This is a genomic window from Rhodanobacter sp. Root561, from assembly GCF_001427365.1.
In the GTDB taxonomy this organism is placed as follows: Bacteria; Pseudomonadota; Gammaproteobacteria; order Xanthomonadales; family Rhodanobacteraceae; genus Rhodanobacter.
This window is the reverse complement of record NZ_LMGH01000011.1, coordinates 356,446-375,586: the sequence shown is the minus strand read 5'-3', so window position 1 is coordinate 375,586 and position 19,141 is coordinate 356,446. Positions and strand designations below refer to the sequence as shown.

Annotated in this window: 14 protein-coding genes and 1 tRNA gene; 1 reads left to right on the top strand and 14 read right to left on the bottom strand. The window is 65.0% G+C overall.

Annotated elements, in window-relative coordinates; all coding sequences use genetic code 11:
* Positions 1 to 15: 15 nt before the first annotated feature.
* Positions 16 to 1,041: an S-methyl-5-thioribose-1-phosphate isomerase gene (gene mtnA, locus ASD55_RS10570; RefSeq protein ID WP_056718854.1), complete on the bottom strand. Its 1,026-nt coding sequence runs from the start codon at positions 1,039 to 1,041 to the stop codon at positions 16 to 18.
* A 109-nt stretch (positions 1,042 to 1,150) separates the two neighbouring features.
* On the opposite strand from mtnA, the gene ASD55_RS10565 reads away from it, so the two are divergent.
* Positions 1,151 to 2,110: a PD40 domain-containing protein gene (locus tag ASD55_RS10565; protein ID WP_082542742.1), complete on the top strand. Its 960-nt coding sequence runs from the start codon at positions 1,151 to 1,153 to the stop codon at positions 2,108 to 2,110.
* Between the two features lie 162 nt (positions 2,111 to 2,272).
* Here the strand turns inward: ASD55_RS10565 and ASD55_RS10560 are convergent, their stop codons facing one another.
* The 13 genes from ASD55_RS10560 to nuoL form a co-directional block, all read right to left on the bottom strand.
* A complete protein-coding gene (locus ASD55_RS10560) occupies positions 2,273 to 3,343 on the bottom strand; it encodes a class III poly(R)-hydroxyalkanoic acid synthase subunit PhaC (RefSeq protein ID WP_056765946.1) in 1,071 nt (356 codons plus the stop codon).
* A 12-nt stretch (positions 3,344 to 3,355) separates the two neighbouring features.
* Positions 3,356 to 4,444, bottom strand: coding sequence for a poly(R)-hydroxyalkanoic acid synthase subunit PhaE (locus ASD55_RS10555; protein WP_235577780.1), 1,089 nt, complete (start codon positions 4,442 to 4,444; stop codon positions 3,356 to 3,358).
* Positions 4,445 to 4,541: 97 nt separating this feature from the next.
* Positions 4,542 to 6,650 (bottom strand): polyribonucleotide nucleotidyltransferase, encoded by a 2,109-nt coding sequence (gene pnp, locus ASD55_RS10550; RefSeq protein ID WP_056718851.1) that lies wholly within the window; start codon positions 6,648 to 6,650, stop codon positions 4,542 to 4,544.
* An 83-nt stretch (positions 6,651 to 6,733) separates the two neighbouring features.
* Positions 6,734 to 7,003, bottom strand: coding sequence for a 30S ribosomal protein S15 (rpsO, locus tag ASD55_RS10545; protein WP_007513234.1), 270 nt, complete (start codon positions 7,001 to 7,003; stop codon positions 6,734 to 6,736).
* A 167-nt stretch (positions 7,004 to 7,170) separates the two neighbouring features.
* Positions 7,171 to 8,097: a tRNA pseudouridine(55) synthase TruB gene (gene truB / locus ASD55_RS10540; RefSeq protein WP_056765945.1), complete on the bottom strand. Its 927-nt coding sequence runs from the start codon at positions 8,095 to 8,097 to the stop codon at positions 7,171 to 7,173.
* 27 nt (positions 8,098 to 8,124) lie between these two features.
* Positions 8,125 to 8,508 carry a 30S ribosome-binding factor RbfA gene (gene rbfA / locus ASD55_RS10535; protein WP_056765942.1) on the bottom strand — a complete coding sequence of 128 codons (384 nt, stop codon included), beginning with the start codon at positions 8,506 to 8,508 and terminating at the stop codon, positions 8,125 to 8,127.
* A 148-nt stretch (positions 8,509 to 8,656) separates the two neighbouring features.
* Positions 8,657 to 11,470: a translation initiation factor IF-2 gene (gene infB, locus ASD55_RS10530; protein WP_056765940.1), complete on the bottom strand. Its 2,814-nt coding sequence runs from the start codon at positions 11,468 to 11,470 to the stop codon at positions 8,657 to 8,659.
* A gap of 131 nt (positions 11,471 to 11,601) precedes the next feature.
* Positions 11,602 to 13,107 carry a transcription termination factor NusA gene (nusA, locus tag ASD55_RS10525; RefSeq protein ID WP_007805223.1) on the bottom strand — a complete coding sequence of 502 codons (1,506 nt, stop codon included), beginning with the start codon at positions 13,105 to 13,107 and terminating at the stop codon, positions 11,602 to 11,604.
* A 118-nt stretch (positions 13,108 to 13,225) separates the two neighbouring features.
* Positions 13,226 to 13,756 (bottom strand): ribosome maturation factor RimP, encoded by a 531-nt coding sequence (gene rimP, locus ASD55_RS10520; protein WP_056718847.1) that lies wholly within the window; start codon positions 13,754 to 13,756, stop codon positions 13,226 to 13,228.
* Between the two features lie 197 nt (positions 13,757 to 13,953).
* A tRNA-Met gene (locus tag ASD55_RS10515) sits at positions 13,954 to 14,030 on the bottom strand.
* Between the two features lie 77 nt (positions 14,031 to 14,107).
* Positions 14,108 to 15,562 carry an NADH-quinone oxidoreductase subunit NuoN gene (gene nuoN / locus ASD55_RS10510; RefSeq protein ID WP_056765939.1) on the bottom strand — a complete coding sequence of 485 codons (1,455 nt, stop codon included), beginning with the start codon at positions 15,560 to 15,562 and terminating at the stop codon, positions 14,108 to 14,110.
* 12 nt (positions 15,563 to 15,574) lie between these two features.
* A complete protein-coding gene (locus tag ASD55_RS10505; RefSeq protein WP_056765937.1) occupies positions 15,575 to 17,083 on the bottom strand; it encodes an NADH-quinone oxidoreductase subunit M in 1,509 nt (502 codons plus the stop codon).
* A gap of 13 nt (positions 17,084 to 17,096) precedes the next feature.
* Positions 17,097 to 19,139: an NADH-quinone oxidoreductase subunit L gene (gene nuoL / locus ASD55_RS10500; RefSeq protein ID WP_056765935.1), complete on the bottom strand. Its 2,043-nt coding sequence runs from the start codon at positions 19,137 to 19,139 to the stop codon at positions 17,097 to 17,099.
* Between the last annotated feature and the right edge of the window lie 2 nt (positions 19,140 to 19,141).

Genomic DNA, 19,141 nt, shown 5'->3' with positions numbered 1-19,141 from the left:
CCGGCCAGGCACTTTTCAGCCGAACATCGCCTGCATGGCGAGGCTGTTCGGCCGCTCGATCACGCCGCGCTCGGTGACGATCGCATCGATGAGTTCGGCGGGCGCCACATCGAATACCGGATTCCACGCCTGTGCGCCCTCGACCACCGTGCGGCGGCCGGCGGTGCTCAGCAACTCGGCCGCATCACGCAGTTCGATCTCGATTTCCTCGCCCGTGCCCGTGGCCATGTCGACCGTGGAGGACGGCGCCACCACCATGAACTTCACGCCGTGGTATTTCGCGGCGATGGCCAGCTGGTAGGTACCGATCTTGTTCGCGGTGTCGCCGTTGGCGGCGATCCGGTCGGCACCCACGATCACCCATTGCACCGCACCGGATTTCATCAGGTGGGCGGCGGCGGAATCGGCGATCAGCTGGGCCGGGACGCCGTCGCGCATCAGTTCCCACATGGTCAACCTGGCACCTTGCTGCCATGGCCGGGTTTCGCCGGCATAGACCCGCGCGATCCGCCCCGCCGCGACGCCGGCGCGGATCACGCCCAGCGCCGTGCCGTAACCGGCGGTGGCCAGCGAGCCGGTGTTGCAATGTGTCAACACTCCCGAACCGGCCGTGATCAGCGATGCCCCCAGCTCGCCCATGTGCCGATTGGCGGCCAAGTCTTCATCCTGGATCGCCTGCGCCTCGCGCACCAGTGCGTCGGCATCGGCACCGGCGGCGATGCGCTTCTTCATCCGATCCAGTGCCCACATCAGGTTCACCGCCGTGGGGCGGGCGGCACGCAAGGTCGCCAATACCGGCTCCAGCGTCGCGCCCTGCAGCGCAGCCATCGCCACGCCCCAGGCCGCAGCAATGCCGATGGCCGGCGCTCCGCGCACCACCAGATCGCGGATCGCCTGGGTGACCTGCTCCGCATCGCGGCAATCGATCCAGTGCTCTTCGGCCGGCAGCAGGCGCTGATCGAGCAGGCGCAAATGATCGCCCTGCCACTGCACGGCACGGATGGAATCGTGTTCGCGGGTTGGCGTCGGCGAAATCGTCATTGCTCTCGGACCGCATGCAAGGAAAAGGAAAGCGTAGCATGCGCCCGGGCGGGCCCGGCCGATCCGCCGCCGTCTTATAGTCGTACCGACGACACGAGGGAGTACACGCATGACGAACGGCAATCGTCACCCGAAGCGCGCAACCGGCTGGCATCTTTCGCTCGCCCTTGGCCTGCTCGGCGCAAGCACGATCCTGTGTGCGAACGCGGCACCGGCCACCGCACCGTGGGCGCCACCACGAATCTCGTCGGAGTTGTTCGAGTCGCACGGCGCCTTCGATCCGGGACATGGCGACTTCTACTTCGTGCGCAGCTCGCCGAGTTTCCGCGGCTGGCGAATCATGGTCAGCCACTGCAACGCCGACGGCTGGGGCACGCCTGCCGATGCCAGCTTCGCAGGCGACGGCGTGGAGGCCGATCCATTCATCACCTCGGACGGGAAGCACCTGTACTTCATCTCCACTCGTTCGACGGACGGCCAGAAACACCAGGACCTCGACATCTGGGAGGTCGACCGCCGCGATGGGGGTGGCTGGGGCGAGCCTCGACGATTGCCACCGCCGGTCAATTCGCGCGGCCAGGAGTGGTTCCCGCGCCCGGCGCCAGACGGCTGGCTGTATTTCGGTTCCGATCGCCCGGGCGGCTTCGGCAAGACCGACATCTGGCGTGCCCGCGAAGACAACTCGGGCCACTGGCGGGTGGAGAACCTGGGCAAGGCGATCAATACGCCGGGCGATGAGTACGAACCGCTGCCTTCACCGGACGGCCGGCGGCTGATCGTGATGGCCGATGGCGGCCTGTACCAGAGCGAGCGCCGGCAGGATGGCTGGAGCGAGCGCCGCAGCCTCGGGCCGGCGGTGAACGTCAATGGCAGCGAAATCGGCGCGGCATTTTCACCGAGCGGAAAATCCCTGCTGTTCGCGCGCGATACCAAGGGGCCACGCTCCGGCGAGTTCTATGTCTGGCAGCCGGATGGTGCCGAAGCGTGGCCGCCGGCGTGCCCGACCATGGGTCGCCCGTCGATGGCGATGCCTCGTACGGAAATGCGGTTCCTGCCTTCGCAGGAATGACGCTGGTGGAGCGATGGGCAGCTGTGCCAGTTCCTTGGTTTCGTGATTCCTGCGAAGAAAGGAATCGCTCTTCAACGCGGAACTGGCCATCGCCCATGAGATCGGTGCTGCATGCCATCCCGCGACAAGCGGCAAACTGCCTCCATCTCTATCGCACTGAATTCAGCGGGAGCGCTCCGCCAGCCAGTGGTGGATCGCCGGCGGCACCTCGCGCTGGGCACGGCCGGAAACGTAGATGCCGATGTGGCCGCCCTTGAACGCGAGCTGGGTGTAGTCGGTGGTGCCGACATGCCTGCCAAGCGCGCGCGAAGCGTCCGGCGGCACCAGGTGATCCTGCTCGGCGAAGATGTTCAGCACCGGCTGCGTCACCATGCCAAGATCTACGGGTTTGCCGCCGATCTCCAGCGTGCCCTTGACCAGCTTGTTGCCCTGGTAGAAATCCTTGATGAACTGGCGGAACGCCTCCCCGGCCTGGTCCGGCGAATCGAAGATCCAGCGCTCCATGCGCAGGAAGTTCTCCAGCTCGTTCGGGTTGTCGAGGATGTCGACCATGCCGATGTACTTCTGCTGGTTCAGCCGCACCGGCTTCAGGGTGAGGTAAACGTAGTTCATCAGGCCCGCGGGGATGTTGCCCATGGTGTCGACGAACAGGTCCACGTCCATGCTGCGGCACCAGCTGGACAGCATGTTGTCCGGCGTGTGGAAGTCCACCGGCGTGACCATGGTGATCAGGTTCTTCACCTTGTCCGGGTGCAGCGCGGTGTAGCACAGCGAAAACGCGCCGCCCTGGCAGATGCCGAGCAGGTTGATCGCGTCCAGATCGTGGCGCGCACGCACCACGTCGACGCAACGATCGAGGTAGCCGTTGATGTAGTCGTCCAGGGTCAGCCAGCGGTCGGCACCGTCGGGATAACCCCAGTCGATCAGGTAGACGTCCTCGCCCTGCTCCAGCAGGTTGCGCACCATCGAGCGGTCAGCCTGCAGGTCGGTCATCCACACCGTGTTGACCAGCGCGTAGACGATCAGCAGTGGTGTCTTCGAGGTGGCCTTGCCGTGGCCGGTGAAGTGCCAGACCTTGAGCTTGTCCTCGCTGTAGACCAGCTCGCGCGGCGTATTCGCGTATTCGGGTTCGCGCATGTTGCGCAGGTTGGCCATGCCTGCCGCCAGCTTGCGCTGGAACGCCGACATGTCGGCCAATGCCTTGGTCGGATCGATGTGCAATGGACTCTGCATGACAACGCTCCCTTACTTGCGCTTGCGCGCGCTGGCCGTGGACGTGGTGGCAGGCTTGCGCGTGCCCTTTGCCGCTGGCTTCTTCGTCGCTGCAGAGTTCTTCACGGCGGCCGACGGTTTCGCCGCAGCCGTCTTTCCCGCCGCGGGCTTCGTGGCCGGGCGATCACCCAGCTGACGCTTCAATGCAGCCACTTCGCGGCGCAAGGCGACGAGCTCGTCGGCACGACCGCCGGAAGCGCCAGCCTGGCTGGCACGGAACTCGCGGCGCAAGGCCTGCAATCGCTGGCCCAGGCTCGACACCTCGCTGCGAGTCGGCACGCCGAGCTGCTGGCACATCTGCTCGGTCTGTCGCTGCTGCAACTGGCGCACGCGCATCTGCGTGTTGACCATTTCGCCATAAGCGTCGCGGAATTCCACGGAAAGCGCGATGTCGGCGTAGGCCTCCTCGGAAGCGTCCACCCACAAGTCGTACAGGCCCTTCAGGGAATCGACCTGGCGCCCCGGCGCGGCGTGTGCGGTCAACTTTTCCTGCAGGCGCTGCATGCCTTGCGTGTTGGCCTTCTGGATCAGCTCCTGGTATCTGGCGGACGCCTGCAAGGACGCCAGCAAGGCCATGCCCAGTTCCTGCTGCTGCATCTGCTGTTCGCGATTGAGGCCGAATGCCGGCGTCGGACCATGCGCACCCGGCATGTCGCCCAGGCCCATGCGTTGGGCCGCCTGCGACCAGGACTGCCACTGCCGCGCAAAACTCTCGGCACCGGCACTGTCGATGCCACCGAAGGCCTGCGCAAAGGGCGGGTTGCCGGTCCCGAACATCTGTTGCAATTGCTGCTGCCAGTCACTGGATGGCCGCTGAGTCACGCCTCCGCTGGCAGCATTCTGCATCCAGTCGAAATAGCCTTTCAGGCCGGACAGGGTGCGTTCCAACGTGTCGGTGCCCGTCGCCTGCGACGGTGGGGGCGCAAACGGGTTGGCCGCGGATGGCTGCTGGAATTGCCTCGTCCAGGAGTCCCATGACTGCTGCGCCAGCGCCTGATAGTCCTTCATGAAATCATTCGCCGGATCGGCCATCGGTGCGTCCTCGTCAACGGTTCTCGCCATCCTAGCAAAAGGTCATGACAGCGGATCATCGGCCCGCAACGAAGAAGGCCCGGCGTGAGCCGGGCCTTCTTCATGTTACTGCTGACGAAGCGAAAACTCAGACGCTTGCTGCGCGCTCGTCTTCCGTCACGGCCTTCATCGACAGGCGGATGCGGCCCTGCTTGTCGACTTCCAGCACCTTGACCTTGACGATGTCGCCTTCCTTCAGCTTGTCGGAGACCTTCTCGACGCGCTCGTCGGAGATCTGCGACACGTGGACCAGACCATCCTTGCCCGGCATGATCGTCACGAACGCGCCGAAGTCCATCAGCTTGGCGACCTTGCCCTCGTAGATGCGGCCCGGCTCGACGTCGGAGGTGATCTGCTCGATGCGCTTCTTCGCCGCTTCGCCCGCCTCGCGATTGACCGAGCCGACGATGATGGTGCCGTCGTCGCTGATGTCGATCGTGGTGCCGGTCTCTTCGGTGATCGAGCGGATCGTGGCGCCGCCCTTGCCGATCACTTCGCGGATCTTGTCCGGGTGGATCTTGATGGTGATCAGGCGCGGGGCGAACTCGCTCATTTCGGTGCGGGCGGTGGTCAGCGCCTTGCCCATTTCGCCGAGGATGTGCAGGCGACCCTGCTTGGCCTGGGCCAGCGCCACCTTCATGATCTCTTCGGTGATGCCGTCGATCTTGATGTCCATCTGCAGCGCGGAGATGCCTTCGGCACTGCCGGCCACCTTGAAGTCCATGTCGCCGAGGTGATCCTCGTCGCCCAGGATGTCGGACAGCACGACGAAGTCGTTGCCTTCCTTGACCAGGCCCATGGCGATACCGGCGACCGGTGCCTTCAGCGGCACGCCGGCATCCATCATCGCCAGCGAGGAACCGCACACCGAGGCCATCGACGAGGAACCGTTGGACTCGGTGATTTCCGAGACCACGCGCACCACGTACGGGAATTCCTCGATGCTCGGCTTGACCGCCTGCACGCCACGCTTGGCGAGGCGGCCATGACCGATCTCGCGACGCTTCGGCGCGCCGAAACGACCGGCTTCACCCACCGAGAACGGAGGGAAGTTGTAGTGGAACAGGAACGGGTCCTTCGACTCGCCGCCGGGCGCGTCGATGATCTGCGCATCACGCGTGGTGCCCAGCGTGATGACGACCAGCGCCTGGGTCTCGCCGCGGGTGAACAGCGCCGAACCGTGGGTGCGGGGCAGCACGCCGACGCGGGCGGTGATCGCGCGCACGTCGTCCAGCTGGCGGCCGTCGATGCGCACCTTGGTCTTCAGCACGCTGTCGCGCATGGTGTGGTATTCGAGTTCCTCGAATTCCTTGGCCATCGCGCCGGTGGACCAGCCGTTCTCTTCGGCCTGCGCCTTGAGGCCAGCCAGCACGTCGGCCTTGATCGCGGAGATCGCGTCGCGACGCTCCAGCTTGTCGCGCACCTGGAACGCTGCAGCCAGCTGATCGCCGACCGCGCCCTTGACGGCGGCAACCAGCGACTCGTTGCGGGCCGGAGCCTTCCAGTCCCACGACGGCTTGCCGGCCTCGGTGGCCAGTTCGGCGATCGCGCGGATCGCGGTCTGCATCTGCTGGTGACCGAACATCACCGCGCCGAGCATCACGTCCTCGGACAGCAGCTGCGCTTCGGATTCCACCATCAGCACGGCGCCCGCGGTACCGGCGACGACCAGGTCCAGCTGCGAAGTCTTCAGCTCGGTCTGCGACGGGTTCAGCAGGTACTTGCCATTGGCGTAGCCGACGCGGGCGGCGCCGATCGGGCCCTTGAACGGGATGCCGGCCAGGCTCAGCGCGGCAGAGGCGCCGAGCAAGGCCACGATGTCACCGTCGACTTCCGGGTTCAGCGAGACGACCTGCGCGATGACCTGCACTTCGTTCTTGAAATCTTCCGGGAACAGCGGGCGCACCGGGCGATCGATCAGGCGCGAGGTCAGCGTCTCCTTCTCGGTCGGACGGCCTTCGCGCTTGAAGAAGCCGCCGGGGATGCGGCCGGCGGAATAGAACTTCTCGACGTAGTCGACGGTGAGCGGGAAGAAATCCTGGCCTTCCTTCTGCTTGGTCGCAGCGACAGCGGTGACCAGCACCACGGTGCCGCCCATGCTGGCCATGACCGCACCGGACGCCTGGCGGGCAATTTCGCCCGTCTCCAGTGTGACTTCGTGATTACCGTACTGGAATGACTTGGTTACTTTTGCCACGTGCTTAATTCCTGATCTGATTGAGAAGTGCGCCCACGGATGGGCGCCTCTTGATCTTTGCGTTCACGGTGGAACGCACGAAATTACCGGCGCAGGCCGAGGCGTTCGATCAGGGTCTGATAGCGCGCAAGATCGCGATCCTTCAGATAGCTGAGCAGGCGCTTGCGCTGATTGACCAGCTTCAGCAGGCCACGGCGGGAGTGGTGATCCTGCTTGTGTTCCTTGAAGTGGCCGGTGAGGTGGTCGATGCGGGCGGACAACAGCGCCACCTGGACTTCGGTCGAACCGGTGTCGTTCGGCACGCGGCCGAAATCAGCGATGATCTTGCCGGTCTGTTCTGCGGTAAGGGACATGGAGTACGTTTCCTTGATAAGGCGATGCGAAGCTTGCGCTTGCATCATCGGCGATGACGCAAGCGCAAGCTTCGCCTAGTTGAGTGAAAGCGTTGAAATAACTTGTCTATTCTACTGATGGGAGTGCTATTACAACAAGTGCGCAAGGCGTTTTGCGGGCAAATCGGTCAGTCCGGCGGCAAGTTGAAGCCGCGAATGACGCGAGCACGTCCTTCCGCATCGCTTTCCAGCAGCGCCAGCAGCGCACCGTCGCTGGCGTAGGCCGCGCAGCGACCGGCTTCCGGCAACCCCGGCAGGCTGATCTGCTGACCACGTGAAACCGCCATGCTCTGCGCTTCGTCCAGGTGCAGGACCGGCAGATCCGACAGGCCCGCCGATACCGGCAGCAGCCATGCCAGCAGCGCTTCGTCACCCTGCTCCGCGGCCTGCTCGAGCTGCGCCAGGGTCACCATCTGCGGCTCGCGGAACGGCTCGACCCAGATCCGCCGCAGTGCGGTCAGGTGGGCGCCGCAGCCGATATCCTCGCCCAGATCGACCGCCAACGAGCGGACATAGGTGCCCGAACCGCATTCCACCAGCAGGCGCAGGGTTTCCCCGTCGCGCTCGAGCAATTCCAGGCGGTGCACGTCCACTTCACGCGCGGGCACGTCGACTACCTCGCCCCGGCGCGCCTTGGCGTAAAGCCGCTCGCCGTCGTGCTTCAGCGCCGAATACATCGGCGGCACCTGCAGGATGCGGCCGCGAAGCCTGGCCAGCGCCGTCTCGATCGCCGCAGCGTCGAGCGGCGGCACCGGCAACTGGCGAACGATCTCGCCTTCGCTGTCAGCCGTATCGGTGGTGATGCCCAGCCGGCATTCGGCCAGATACGCCTTGCGCGCGCCGAGCAGGCTGCCGGCCAGCTTGGTGGCCTCGCCGAAACACAGCGGCAACAGTCCGGTGGCCAGCGGATCAAGCGCACCGGTGTGGCCGCCCTTGGACGCACGCAGCAGGCGACGCACGGCCTGCAGCGCCTGGTTGGAACTCAGACCCAGCGGCTTGTCGAGCAGGACGATCCCGTGCAGGTCACGGAACTGGATGCGGGACTGGCGACTCATGGATTCAGCGACGATCCTTGCAACCGCTCAGTCCTCGGCGTCGCTGTCCGGCGGCGCGATGGTGCGGGCCTGCTCGCGCAGCAGCGACTCGATCCGCTCGCCCTTGTCGACCGAATCGTCGTACTTGAACTTCAGCTCCGGCACCCGGCGCATGCGCATGCCGCTGTGCGCCAGCGAATGACGGATCTCATGGCTGATGGCATTGAGCGCCTTCACCGCGGGCAGACCCTGCTCGGGCAGCATCGCGGTGACCCACACCGTCGCCCAGTCCAGGTCGCGGGTGATCTCCACGTCCGACACGCTGACCGACGGCAAGCCGTGATCGCGCACGGCCGCGTGCACCAGCAAGCCCAGCTCGCGACGCAATTCGGCGCCGATGCGGTCAGTACGTTTGAAGTCGCGGGAAGGCATAGGAAAACTCCGAAGGACGATATCCCTTCTCCCCTTGGGAGAAGGTGCCCCGCGAGGGGCGGATGAGGGTTCACGACCCTGTATGAAACTTCACGCAGGTCGTGGACCCTCACCCCAACCCCTCTCCCAAGGGGAGAGGGGCTCAAGGTCAAAGCGTGCGTGCCACCTCGGTGCGCTCGAAGCACTCGATCTGGTCGCCCGGCTTGACGTCGTTGTACTGCTTGACGGCGATGCCGCACTCCATGCCGTTGCGCACTTCGTCGACCAGTTCCTTGAAGCGGCGCAGCGATTCCAGCTCGCCCTCGAAGATCACCACGTTGTCGCGCAGCACGCGGATCGGCTTGCTGCGCTTGACCGTGCCTTCGGTGACCATGCAACCGGCCACGGCGCCGAACTTGGAGCTGCGGAACACGTCGCGGACTTCGGCGGTGCCGATGATGTCCTCGCGCACTTCCATGCCGAGCAGGCCGGTGGCTGCCTGGGTCACCTGGTCGATCACGTCGTAGATGATCGAGAAGTAGCGCACGTCCAGGCCGCTGGTCTCGATCACCTTGCGCGCCGACGCGTCGGCGCGGACGTTGAAACCGATGATCAACGCCTTGGACGCGGCCGCCAGGGTGGCGTCAGACTCGGTGATGCCGCCCACGCCGGAGGCCACCACGTTGACCCGCACCCGATCGTTGCCGATCTGGGTCAGCGACTCGCGCAAGGCTTCGACCGAGCCCTGCACGTCGCCCTTGACCAGGATGTTGAGCGTCTGCTGCTCCACGCCCTGGCCCATCTTGGCGATGATGTCCTCGAGCCGGTTGCTCTTGCTGACCATGCGCGTCTCGCGGCGCTTCTGCTGACGCTCCTCGGCGACCTCGCGAGCCAGACGCTCGTCCTCGACGGCGACGAAGTCGTCACCGGTCTCCGGCACGCCGGACAGACCCAGCACCTGCACCGGAATCGACGGACCGGCTTCGGTCACCTGCTTGCCGGTTTCGTCGATCAGCGCGCGCATGCGGCCGTATTCGACGCCGCAGACCACGAAGTCGCCCTTGCGCAACGTGCCCTGCTGCACCAGCACGGTCGCCACCGGACCACGACCGCGGTCCAGGCTGGACTCGATCACCACGCCGGAGGCGCGGCCATCGGCAACGGCCTTCAATTCCATCACCTCGGCCTGCACCGAGATCGCATCGAGCAGATCCTCGACGCCGGCACCGGTCTTGGCCGACACCGGGATGAACTGGACGTCGCCGCCCCAGTCTTCCGGCACCACTTCGTACTGCACCAGGCCCTGCTTGACGTTGTCGGGGTTGGCGCCGTCCTTGTCCATCTTGTTGACCGCGACGATCAGCGGCACCTTGGCGGCGCGCGCATGCTTCACCGCTTCCACGGTCTGCGGCATCACGCCGTCATCGGCCGCCACCACCAGGATCACGATGTCGGTCGACTGCGCGCCACGGGCACGCATCGAGGTGAACGCCGCGTGGCCCGGGGTGTCCAGGAAGGTGATCACGCCCTTCGACGTTTCCACGTGGTACGCGCCGATGTGCTGGGTGATGCCGCCGGCTTCGCCGGAGGCAACCTTGGTGCGGCGGATGTAATCGAGCAGCGAGGTCTTGCCGTGATCGACGTGACCCATGATCGTGACCACCGGCGGGCGCGTGATCTTCTCGCCTTCCAGTTCGACGTTCTGGGTGTGCGCCGCCAGCGTTTCCTCGGCGTTGTTCTGGTTGTCGGCGACCGGCGTGTGGCCGAGCTCCTCGACCACCAGCACGGCGGTGTCGTGGTCTACGGTCTGGTTGATGGTCGCCATCACGCCCATCTTGAACAGCGCCTTGACCACCTCGGAACCCTTGACCGCCATCTTCTGGGCCAGGTCGGCGACGACGTTGCTGTCACTGATGACCACTTCGCGCACCACCGGTGCGGTGGGACGCGAGAACCCGTGCGGACCGCTCGGCGCGCTGCTGCGCGACATCTCGCGGCCGCCGCTGCGGCCGGGCTTGCCACGCTTGCCGCTGGAGGAGGAACGGCGGGCACGGTCGGCTTCGCTCAGATGCATCTGGCCACCGGCAAAACGCTTGCCTGCCTCGCGATCTTCCTTGTTGCCCGGTAGTTCGGCGCGCTCGCGCGAGTGCTTGGGTTTGCCGCGGGCGGCATCGCTGGCCGCCGTCGCCGGCGTTGCTGCCGTCGTGGCACGGGCTGGCGTTGCCGCGGCAGCGGCCGGCGCGGCAGGTGCCGCGGCCGGCTTGACCAGCTTTTCGCGTTTGCGCGGCTCGTGGATGCGCGGCAGGATCATGCCCAGCTCGCGCTGATCGATGCGCTGCACGACCGACGCATCGTCGGCCGCAGCCACCGCGGACGGCGCCTCGGGGGCGGATTCCGGCTCGGCTGCCGCCTCGACCTTTCCGGACGTGACAGGCTCGACCTCGGGAACAGCGGCTTCCGCCTCGCGCTGCTCCTGTTCGGCCTTGCGCTGCTGGTCGTCCAGGGCACGCTGCTGCGCTTCCGCCTGCCGACGCTGTTCGGCCTCGATGCGCTCGCGCTCTTCCTGCTCGCGCTGCTGCTGCGATTCCTGCAGCTTGCGCACGGCATCCTCGCGCTCGGGCTCGGCGCTGGCTTCCTCGGCGATCACGCTGCGCTTGACGTAGGTGCGCTTGGCGCGCACTTCGACGTTGACCGTCTTGGCCGTGGCGGCGGCGCCGCGCCCGCCGGGCGTGGCGACCTTGAGCTCGCCGACCGTGCGTCGCTTGAGGGTGATCTGGCGAGGAGCGCTGTCATCGACCTCGGCCACCGCCTCGCTCTTGCCATGCGTGCGGCGCAGGAAGCCAAGCAGCTTCACCTTCTCGGTGCTGCTGATGACCTGCTCCTGGTCGGAGAATTTCATGCCCGCCTCGCCAAGCTGCGTCAGCAGCTTGTCGACCGGCATGCCCAGTACCTGGGCGAGTTGTTTGATCGTGACGTCCGACATCGTGTTCTTTGCTCCGCCGTTCCCGCGCTTATCGTCTGTGCGGCATTGTCGCCACCGCCACCTCCATCCGTGGTGAAAGGCTTGCGAGAAGCCTTTCGCGGCACACCCATCCGGGGTGTTGCCGTCCGCGGTTAGCCGCCTTTCTCCAGTCGCGCAATCATGGGTGCCCGGGCAGCCATGATCAGCGCTGCCGCGCGATCCTCGTCCATGCCTTCGATATCGATCAGGTCATCCACCGCCAGGTCGGCCAGGTCGTCGACCGTGGCCACTTCACGCGCGGCCAGCGCATAAGCGGTGGCCTCGTCCATGCCGTCGAGCGCCAGCAGCTCGTCGGAAGGCTGATGCTCTTCCACGCCCTCCTCCACCGCCAGTGCCTCGGTCAGCAACGCATCGCGGGCGCGGGCGCGCAGTTCCTCGACGATGTCCTCGTCGAAGCCCTCGACCGCCAGCAGCTCGGCGCTGGGCACGTAGGCGATTTCCTCGATGCTGGAAAAACCTTCCTGCACCAGGATGACCGCGATTTCCTGGTCGACTTCGAGCTTGTCCATGAACAGGGTGCGTGCAGCCTCCTGCTCGGATTCGCTCTTGGCGGTGACCTGGTCCTGGGTCATCACGTTGAGCTGCCAACCGGTCAGCTTGCTGGCAAGGCGCACGTTCTGGCCGCCACGGCCGATCGCCTGGGACAGCTTGTCCTCGGCCACCGCGATGTCCATCGAGTGCTTTTCCTCGTCCATGATGATGGACTGCACTTCGGCCGGCGCCATCGCGTTGATGACGAACTGCGCCTGGTTCTCGTGCCACAGGATGATGTCGACGCGCTCGCCGTTGAGGTCATTCGACACCGCCTGCACGCGCGAACCGCGCATGCCGATGCAGGCGCCGATCGGATCGGTGCGGCTGTCGTGGGCCAGCACGGCGATCTTGGCGCGGTCACCCGGATCGCGGGCGCAGCCCTTGATCTCCACCAGGCCCTGGCCGACTTCCGGCACTTCCAGCTTGAACAGCTCGATCATGAATTCCGGTGCCGCGCGCGACACGAACAGCTGCGGGCCGCGGGCTTCGGACTTCACTTCGTAAAGGTAGCCGCGCACGCGATCGCCGACGCGGGCCGATTCACGGGGAATCGTCTTGTCGCGCGGGATGAACGCCTCGGCGTTGCTGCCCAGGTCGAGGTAGATGTTGCCGCGCTCGACGCGCTTGACGATGCCGGTGACCAGCTCGCCGACGCGATCGGCGAAGGCATCGACCACCTGCTGGCGCTCGGCCTCGCGCACGCGCTGCACGATCACCTGCTTGGCGGCCTGCGCCGCGATGCGGCCGAATTCGGCGTTCTCGACCTGCTGCTCGATGTATTCACCCACCTGGGCATCGGCGCGCTCGTCCAGCGCATCCATCAGGCGCAGCTGGTAGGACGGCGATTCCATCTCGCCATCGTCGGCAATCACTTCCCAGCGACGAAAGGTCTCGTACTCGCCGGTGTCGTGATTGATCGACACCCGAACATCAGGCTCCTCGTCGGGATAGCGCTTCTTCGCGGCCGAGGCCAGCGCGGCCTCCATCGCCTCGAAAATCACTTCTTCCGGCACGCCCTTTTCATTGGCGACCGCGTCGACGACCAGCAAAAGTTCTTTGCTCATTGCAGCTGCTCCATAGATGCCGACGGCACCCGAAGGTTAACTTTTGCGTTCATCCCTGAACGCCAGGATCAAAAAGCGGCCGTCCATGGCCGCACTCTCAATTTGTTTCCGACTGGCCTCAACCGGCCGGTTTCTTGCCGCCGCGCTTGGGCTGCGGCGCATAACCGAGCGCCACCCAGTCCGGCACCACACGCGCACTTTCCACCAGCGCGTGATCGAATTCGAATGTCTTGCCTTCGGCTTCCAGCACGATGTGCTCGCCTTCCACCGAAACCAGCTTGCCGCGCAAGCGGCGACGCCCTTCCAGCGGCGCCTTCAGCAGCAACTTCACTTCCTGTCCGTCGACCCGCGCAAACTGTTCCGCGGTGAACAGCGGACGATCCAGACCCGGCGAGGAAACCTCCAGCACGTAATGGCCCGGAATCGGATCTTCCACGTCGAGCATGGCGGACAATTCACGACTGGCGGATTCGCAATCCTCGATACCCACTTCGCGGCGTTCGCCGTCGCCGGTCGTCTTGTCCAGCAGGTCCAGGTAGACGCGAAGGGTACTCTGCCCATGCGACGGATTGAACTCCACGCCAAGGCATTCCAGGCCCAGATCGGCCAGTACCTCGGTGAAGCGTTGTGCCAGTGCCTGTGTATCCATGATCGTCTTCCCGACTCACTGCCGTCAGAACGGCAGAAACAAAAAATGGGCTCCAACGGCCCATTTCCTTATCACGCCGATGTCCTCCTCGTGCAGCTCTTTCCGGTGCGCTCGACAGCCGGAGCCGCCAGGCACGACGCATCCGTGCGCCCAACAAAAAAGCCTCACGAGGAGGCTTTCTTGCATCAAGAAAGATCTGGTAGCGGGGGCAGGATTCGAACCTGCGACCTTCGGGTTATGAGCCCGACGAGCTGCCAGACTGCTCCACCCCGCATCAGAGTCCGAAGAGTTTACCGGGGTGGCCGGTTTCTTGCAAGCCTCAATCGTTCGGCAACGGCATCCATCGACGATTCACAAACCGAATGCGCGACGGCACCATCCCAGCAGCGGGCCCCAGTACAGGCCCAGCGCCAGCAACGACAGCGCATTGATCGACAGCACCACGCGCAGCGGCTTGTCCGCCTGCGCCTGCAACTGGCTGCCTTCGGCCGGCTTGTCGAAGTACATCACCTTGACCACGTGCAGGTAGTAGTAGAGGCCGATGATCGCGAACACGATGCCGACGATCGCCAGCCACAGCATGTCCGCGTGGATCGCCGCTTCCAGCACCAGCACCTTGGCCCAGAAGCCGAACAGCGGCGGCACGCCGGCCAGCGAGAACATCGCCAGCAGCATCAGGAAGGCCATCCACGACGACTTCTGGTTGAGGCCCTTCAGGTCGGCGATTTCCTCGCACTCGAACCCTGCCCGGCTCATCGCCAGCATCACGCCGAACGCGGCCACGCCCATCAGCGCATAGCAGATCGCGTAGAACATCGCCGCCGCATAGCCTTCCGGGCCGGCAGCCGCCAAGCCCAGCAGCAGGTAGCCCATGTGCGAGATGGTCGAATACGCCAACATGCGCTTGAGGTTGGTCTGCACGATGGCGACCAGGTTGCCGATCGCCAGCGACAACACCGCCAGCACCGCCAGCATCAGCTGCCAGTGCTGCGACAGGTCGCCCATGCCGCCATCGAGCAGGCGCCAGGCCATGCCGAATGCGGCCAGCTTCGAACCCGAGGCGATGAAGGTGGTGACCGGCGTGGGCGCGCCCTGGTAGACGTCCGGAATCCACATGTGGAACGGCGCCGCACCCAGCTTGAAGCCGATGCCGACGATCATGAAGATCAGGCCGAACAGCAGCAGCGTCGGTGCCGTGGTGTAGCTCATCACGTTGTGCAACTGGGCCAGGTCCAGCGTCGGCGTGCCGCCCATGCCGGAAGCGCCATAGACCATCGACATGCCGTACAACAGCATGCCCGAGGCCAGTGCGCCCAGCACGAAGTACTTGATCGCCGCCTCCGGCGGCAGCTTCGCGTCGCGGTTCAGCGCCACCAGCGCGTAGGACGACAGCGACAGCAGCTCCAGTCCCAGATAGATCGTGACCAGGTTGCCGGCCGAGACCAGCAGCATGATGCCGATCACCGCGAAGATCATCAGCGTGTAGAACTCGCCGCCCAGCAGCTTGCGGTCGATCAGGTACGGGCGGGCGTAGACGAAGACCAGCGCGGTGGTGGCCAGCGCGAACACCTTCAGGATCTCGGCCACGTCGTCGCGCAGGAACATGCCGCCGAAGGCGCTCCTCGCCTCCGTGGGTTGACCGGCGATCACCAGGTAGATCGCCACCAGCAGCACGGCGATCGACAGCCAGTGCAGCAGCGGGCGCTGCGCGGGCTTCATGAAGGCGTCCAGCAGCAACAGCAGGCACGCCGCTGCGACCAGGTAGAACTCCGGCAGCAGGATCAGGATGTCATTCAGTGTTGGCATGTTCGGTCCCGATCAAATCTTGTGAATGGCGAGTTGCTGCACCAGCTGCGCCACCGAGCCATCCATCAGGTGGACCAGCGGCTGCGGCCAGATGCCCAGCGCCAGCACGGCGGCGGCGAAGGACGCCAGCACGAAGGTTTCGCGGCCGTTGATTTCCTTCATCTCGGCCACGTGCGGGTTGGTGATCTCGCCCCACAGCACGCGCTTGACCAGCCACAGCGTGTAGCCCGCGCCGATGATCAGGGTGAAGGCGGCAAACAGCGCAATCCACGGATTGGCGCTGAAGCTGGCCAGGATCACCATGAACTCGCCGACGAAACCGCTGGTGCCCGGCAGGCCGCAGTTGGCCATGGCAAACAGCACGTAGAAGAAGCCGAACCACGGCATCACGTTGATCACGCCGCCGTAATCCTTGATCGCCCGGGTATGCAGGCGGTCGTACATCACGCCGATGCAGGTGAACATGGCGCCGGAGACGAAGCCGTGCGAAATCATCTGGATCATCGCGCCCTGCATGCCGAGCAGCGCCATGTCGGTATTGCCCTGCTCGCGCACCAGCGCGAACGCGATGAAGATGCCCAGCGTGACGAAGCCCATGTGCGCCACGGACGAATACGCCACCAGCTTCTTCATGTCTTCCTGCACCAGTGCGACATAGCCGATGTAGACCACCGCGACCAGGCTCAGCACGATGATGATCCACGCGAAATGCGCGCCCGCGTCCGGCACGATCGGCAGGATGAAGCGCAACATGCCGTACGTGCCCACCTTCAGCATCACCGCCGCCAGCACCACCGAGCCGCCGGTGGGCGCCTCGACGTGGGCGTCCGGCAACCAGGTGTGCACCGGCACCATCGGTACCTTGATCGCGAACGCGATCAGGAACGCGAAGAAGATCCAGGCCTGCTCCTTGAACGTCAGTGGCAGCGCCGCCAGCGTGGCCAGGTCGAACGTGTGCGCCTTCTGGTACAGGTACAGCAGCGCGATCAGCATGAAGACCGAGCCGAAGAACGTGTAGATGAAGAACTTCAGCGTGGCATACACGCGGCGCGGACCACCCCAGATGCCGATCAGGATGAACATCGGGATCAGGATGGCCTCGAACAGCGCATAGAACAGCAGCGCGTCGGTGGCGCAGAACACGCCGATCAGCAGGCCTTCCAGCATCAGCATCGCGGCCATGTACTGGTGCGGCTTGTCCTGGATGACTTCCCAGGCGCCCACGATCACCAGGATGCCGACGAAGGTGGTCATCACGATCAGCGCCACCGAGATGCCGTCGACCGCCAGTCCGTAATGGACGCCCCACGAGGCGATCCACAGATGGCTTTCGACCAGCTGCATGGCATTGCCGGCAGGGTCGTACTGCACCAGCAGGAACAGGCTGACCACGAAGGTCAGCACCGCCACCAGCAGCGACAGCCAGCGGGCCAGGTTCGGACGGGCCGAGCCGGCAAGCAGCACCGGGATGGCGCCGATGACGGGAAGCCAGATCAACAGGCTGAGCAAATGATTGAACATGGATCTGTTTCCCTTATTGCCCGACCGGCACGGAGCCGATGAACCAGTACCCGCCAAGCAGCAGGATCAGGCCGAGAATCATCGCGAACGCGTAGTGATAGAGGTAACCCGACTGCAGCCGGCGCGTCGTGGCAGCGATACGGTGCACCAGGCCCACCGAGCCATTGACCATCGCGCCATCGATCACCGCCGTCTCGCCGGCCTTCCAGAACACCCGGCCCAGCATCACGCCACCGCGGGCGAACAGCGCGAAGTACACGTTGTCGACCCAGTACTTGCGATCGAGCACCGTCCACAGCGGCTTCAGCGCGGACTTGATCCGGCCGGCCAGCGCGGGATTGAACAGGTAGATGTACGTGCAGGTCACGAACGCGATCACCACCAGCAGGAACGGCAGCTGGGTGAAGCCATGCAGGGCCATCGCCGCCGCACCGTGGAACTCGTGACCGAGTTCGGCCAGCACGTTGTTGGCCTCTTCCACGTGGATCGCGTTGCCGAACCAGTTGCCGAACAGCATCGGGCCGACCGTGAAGAAGCCCACCAGCAGCGACGGAATCGCCAGCAGCACCAACGGCAGGGTCACCACCCACGGAGACTCGTGCGGCGCATGCGCCAGCACGCCCGGCTCGTGATGGCCATGATCGTCATGCCCGTCGTGGCCATGACCGTGATGGTCGGCCACGGTGAAGCGCTCCTTGCCGTGGAAGGTCAGGTACATCTGGCGGAACGTGTACAGCCCCGTCACCAGTGCGCCGGCCATCACGCAGAAGTAGGCGTAATGCGCGCCCCAGCGATGCGACTCGCCGACCGCCTCGATGATCGCGTCCTTGGAGTAGAAGCCCGAGGTGAACGGAATCGCCACCAGCGCCAGCGAACCGATCCACATGGTGATCCAGGTGATCGGCATGTACTTGCGCAGGCCGCCCATGTAGCGCATGTCCTGCTCGTGGTGCATCGCGATGATCACCGAGCCGGCGCCGAGGAACAGCAGCGCCTTGAAGAACGCGTGGGTCATCAGGTGGAACACCGCGCCCGAATACATCGACACGCCCAGCGCCACCGTCATGTAGCCCAGCTGCGACAGCGTGGAGTACGCGATCACCCGCTTGATGTCGTTCTGCACGATGCCGATCAAGCCAGTGAACAGCGCCGTGGTCGCGCCCATCACCAGCACGAAGCTCAGCGCCGTCGACGACAGCTCGAACAGCGGCGACATGCGCGCCACCATGAAGATGCCGGCGGTGACCATGGTCGCCGCATGGATCAGCGCGGAGATCGGGGTCGGGCCTTCCATCGAGTCGGGCAGCCACACGTGCAGCGGCACCTGGGCCGACTTGCCCATCGCGCCGACGAACAGGCAGATGCAGATCACCGTGGCCGCATCCCACTGCGTGTGCGCGGTGATCTGCAGGGTCTTGCCGACCAGCCCCGGCGCCGCGTTGAACGCGGTGGCGTAATCAAGCGTGCCCAGGAAATACAGCACCGCGGCGATGCCGAGCAGGAAGCCGAAATCGCCCACGCGGTTGACCAGGAACGCCTTGAGGTTGGCGAAGATCGCGGTCGGCCGCTTGTACCAGAAGCCGATCAGCAGGTACGACACCAGGCCCACCGCTTCCCAGCCGAAGAACAGCTGCATGAAGTTGTTGCTCATGACCAGCATGAACATCGAGAAGGTGAACAGCGAGATGTAGCTGAAGAAGCGGGTATAGCCCGGATCGTCGCGCATGTAGCCGATGGTGTAGACATGCACCAGCAGCGACACGAAGCTCACCACCACCAGCATCATCGCGGTCAGGCGGTCGACCATGAAGCCGACGCTGGCATTGAACGGACCGATCTGGAACCAGGTGTAGAGGTTCTGGTTGTACTCGGCCGCGCCGCCCAGGGTGAGCTGGTACAGGACGTAGAACGACAGCGCGCAGGACACCAGCAGACCCAGGATGGTCACGCTGTGCGAACCGGCACGGCCGATGAAGCGGGCGAAGAAGCCGGCCAGCAGGCAGCCGACCAGTGGCGCCAGCGCAATCGTCAGCAGGATGGATGTTGAAAGCTGCATCG

Coding starts and splice junctions, on each gene's coding strand:
- nusA (WP_007805223.1), bottom strand. CDS start 13,107: ATGAGCAAAGAACTTTTGCTGGTCGTCGACGCGGTCGCCAATGAAAAG.
- ASD55_RS10505 (WP_056765937.1), bottom strand. CDS start 17,083: ATGTTCAATCATTTGCTCAGCCTGTTGATCTGGCTTCCCGTCATCGGC.
- mtnA (WP_056718854.1), bottom strand. CDS start 1,041: ATGACGATTTCGCCGACGCCAACCCGCGAACACGATTCCATCCGTGCC.
- nuoN (WP_056765939.1), bottom strand. CDS start 15,562: ATGCCAACACTGAATGACATCCTGATCCTGCTGCCGGAGTTCTACCTG.
- rpsO (WP_007513234.1), bottom strand. CDS start 7,003: ATGTCCCTTACCGCAGAACAGACCGGCAAGATCATCGCTGATTTCGGC.
- ASD55_RS10560 (WP_056765946.1), bottom strand. CDS start 3,343: ATGCAGAGTCCATTGCACATCGATCCGACCAAGGCATTGGCCGACATG.
- infB (WP_056765940.1), bottom strand. CDS start 11,470: ATGTCGGACGTCACGATCAAACAACTCGCCCAGGTACTGGGCATGCCG.
- truB (WP_056765945.1), bottom strand. CDS start 8,097: ATGAGTCGCCAGTCCCGCATCCAGTTCCGTGACCTGCACGGGATCGTC.
- nuoL (WP_056765935.1), bottom strand. CDS start 19,139: ATGCAGCTTTCAACATCCATCCTGCTGACGATTGCGCTGGCGCCACTG.
- ASD55_RS10565 (WP_082542742.1), top strand. CDS start 1,151: ATGACGAACGGCAATCGTCACCCGAAGCGCGCAACCGGCTGGCATCTT.
- ASD55_RS10555 (WP_235577780.1), bottom strand. CDS start 4,444: ATGGCGAGAACCGTTGACGAGGACGCACCGATGGCCGATCCGGCGAAT.
- rbfA (WP_056765942.1), bottom strand. CDS start 8,508: ATGCCTTCCCGCGACTTCAAACGTACTGACCGCATCGGCGCCGAATTG.
- rimP (WP_056718847.1), bottom strand. CDS start 13,756: ATGGATACACAGGCACTGGCACAACGCTTCACCGAGGTACTGGCCGAT.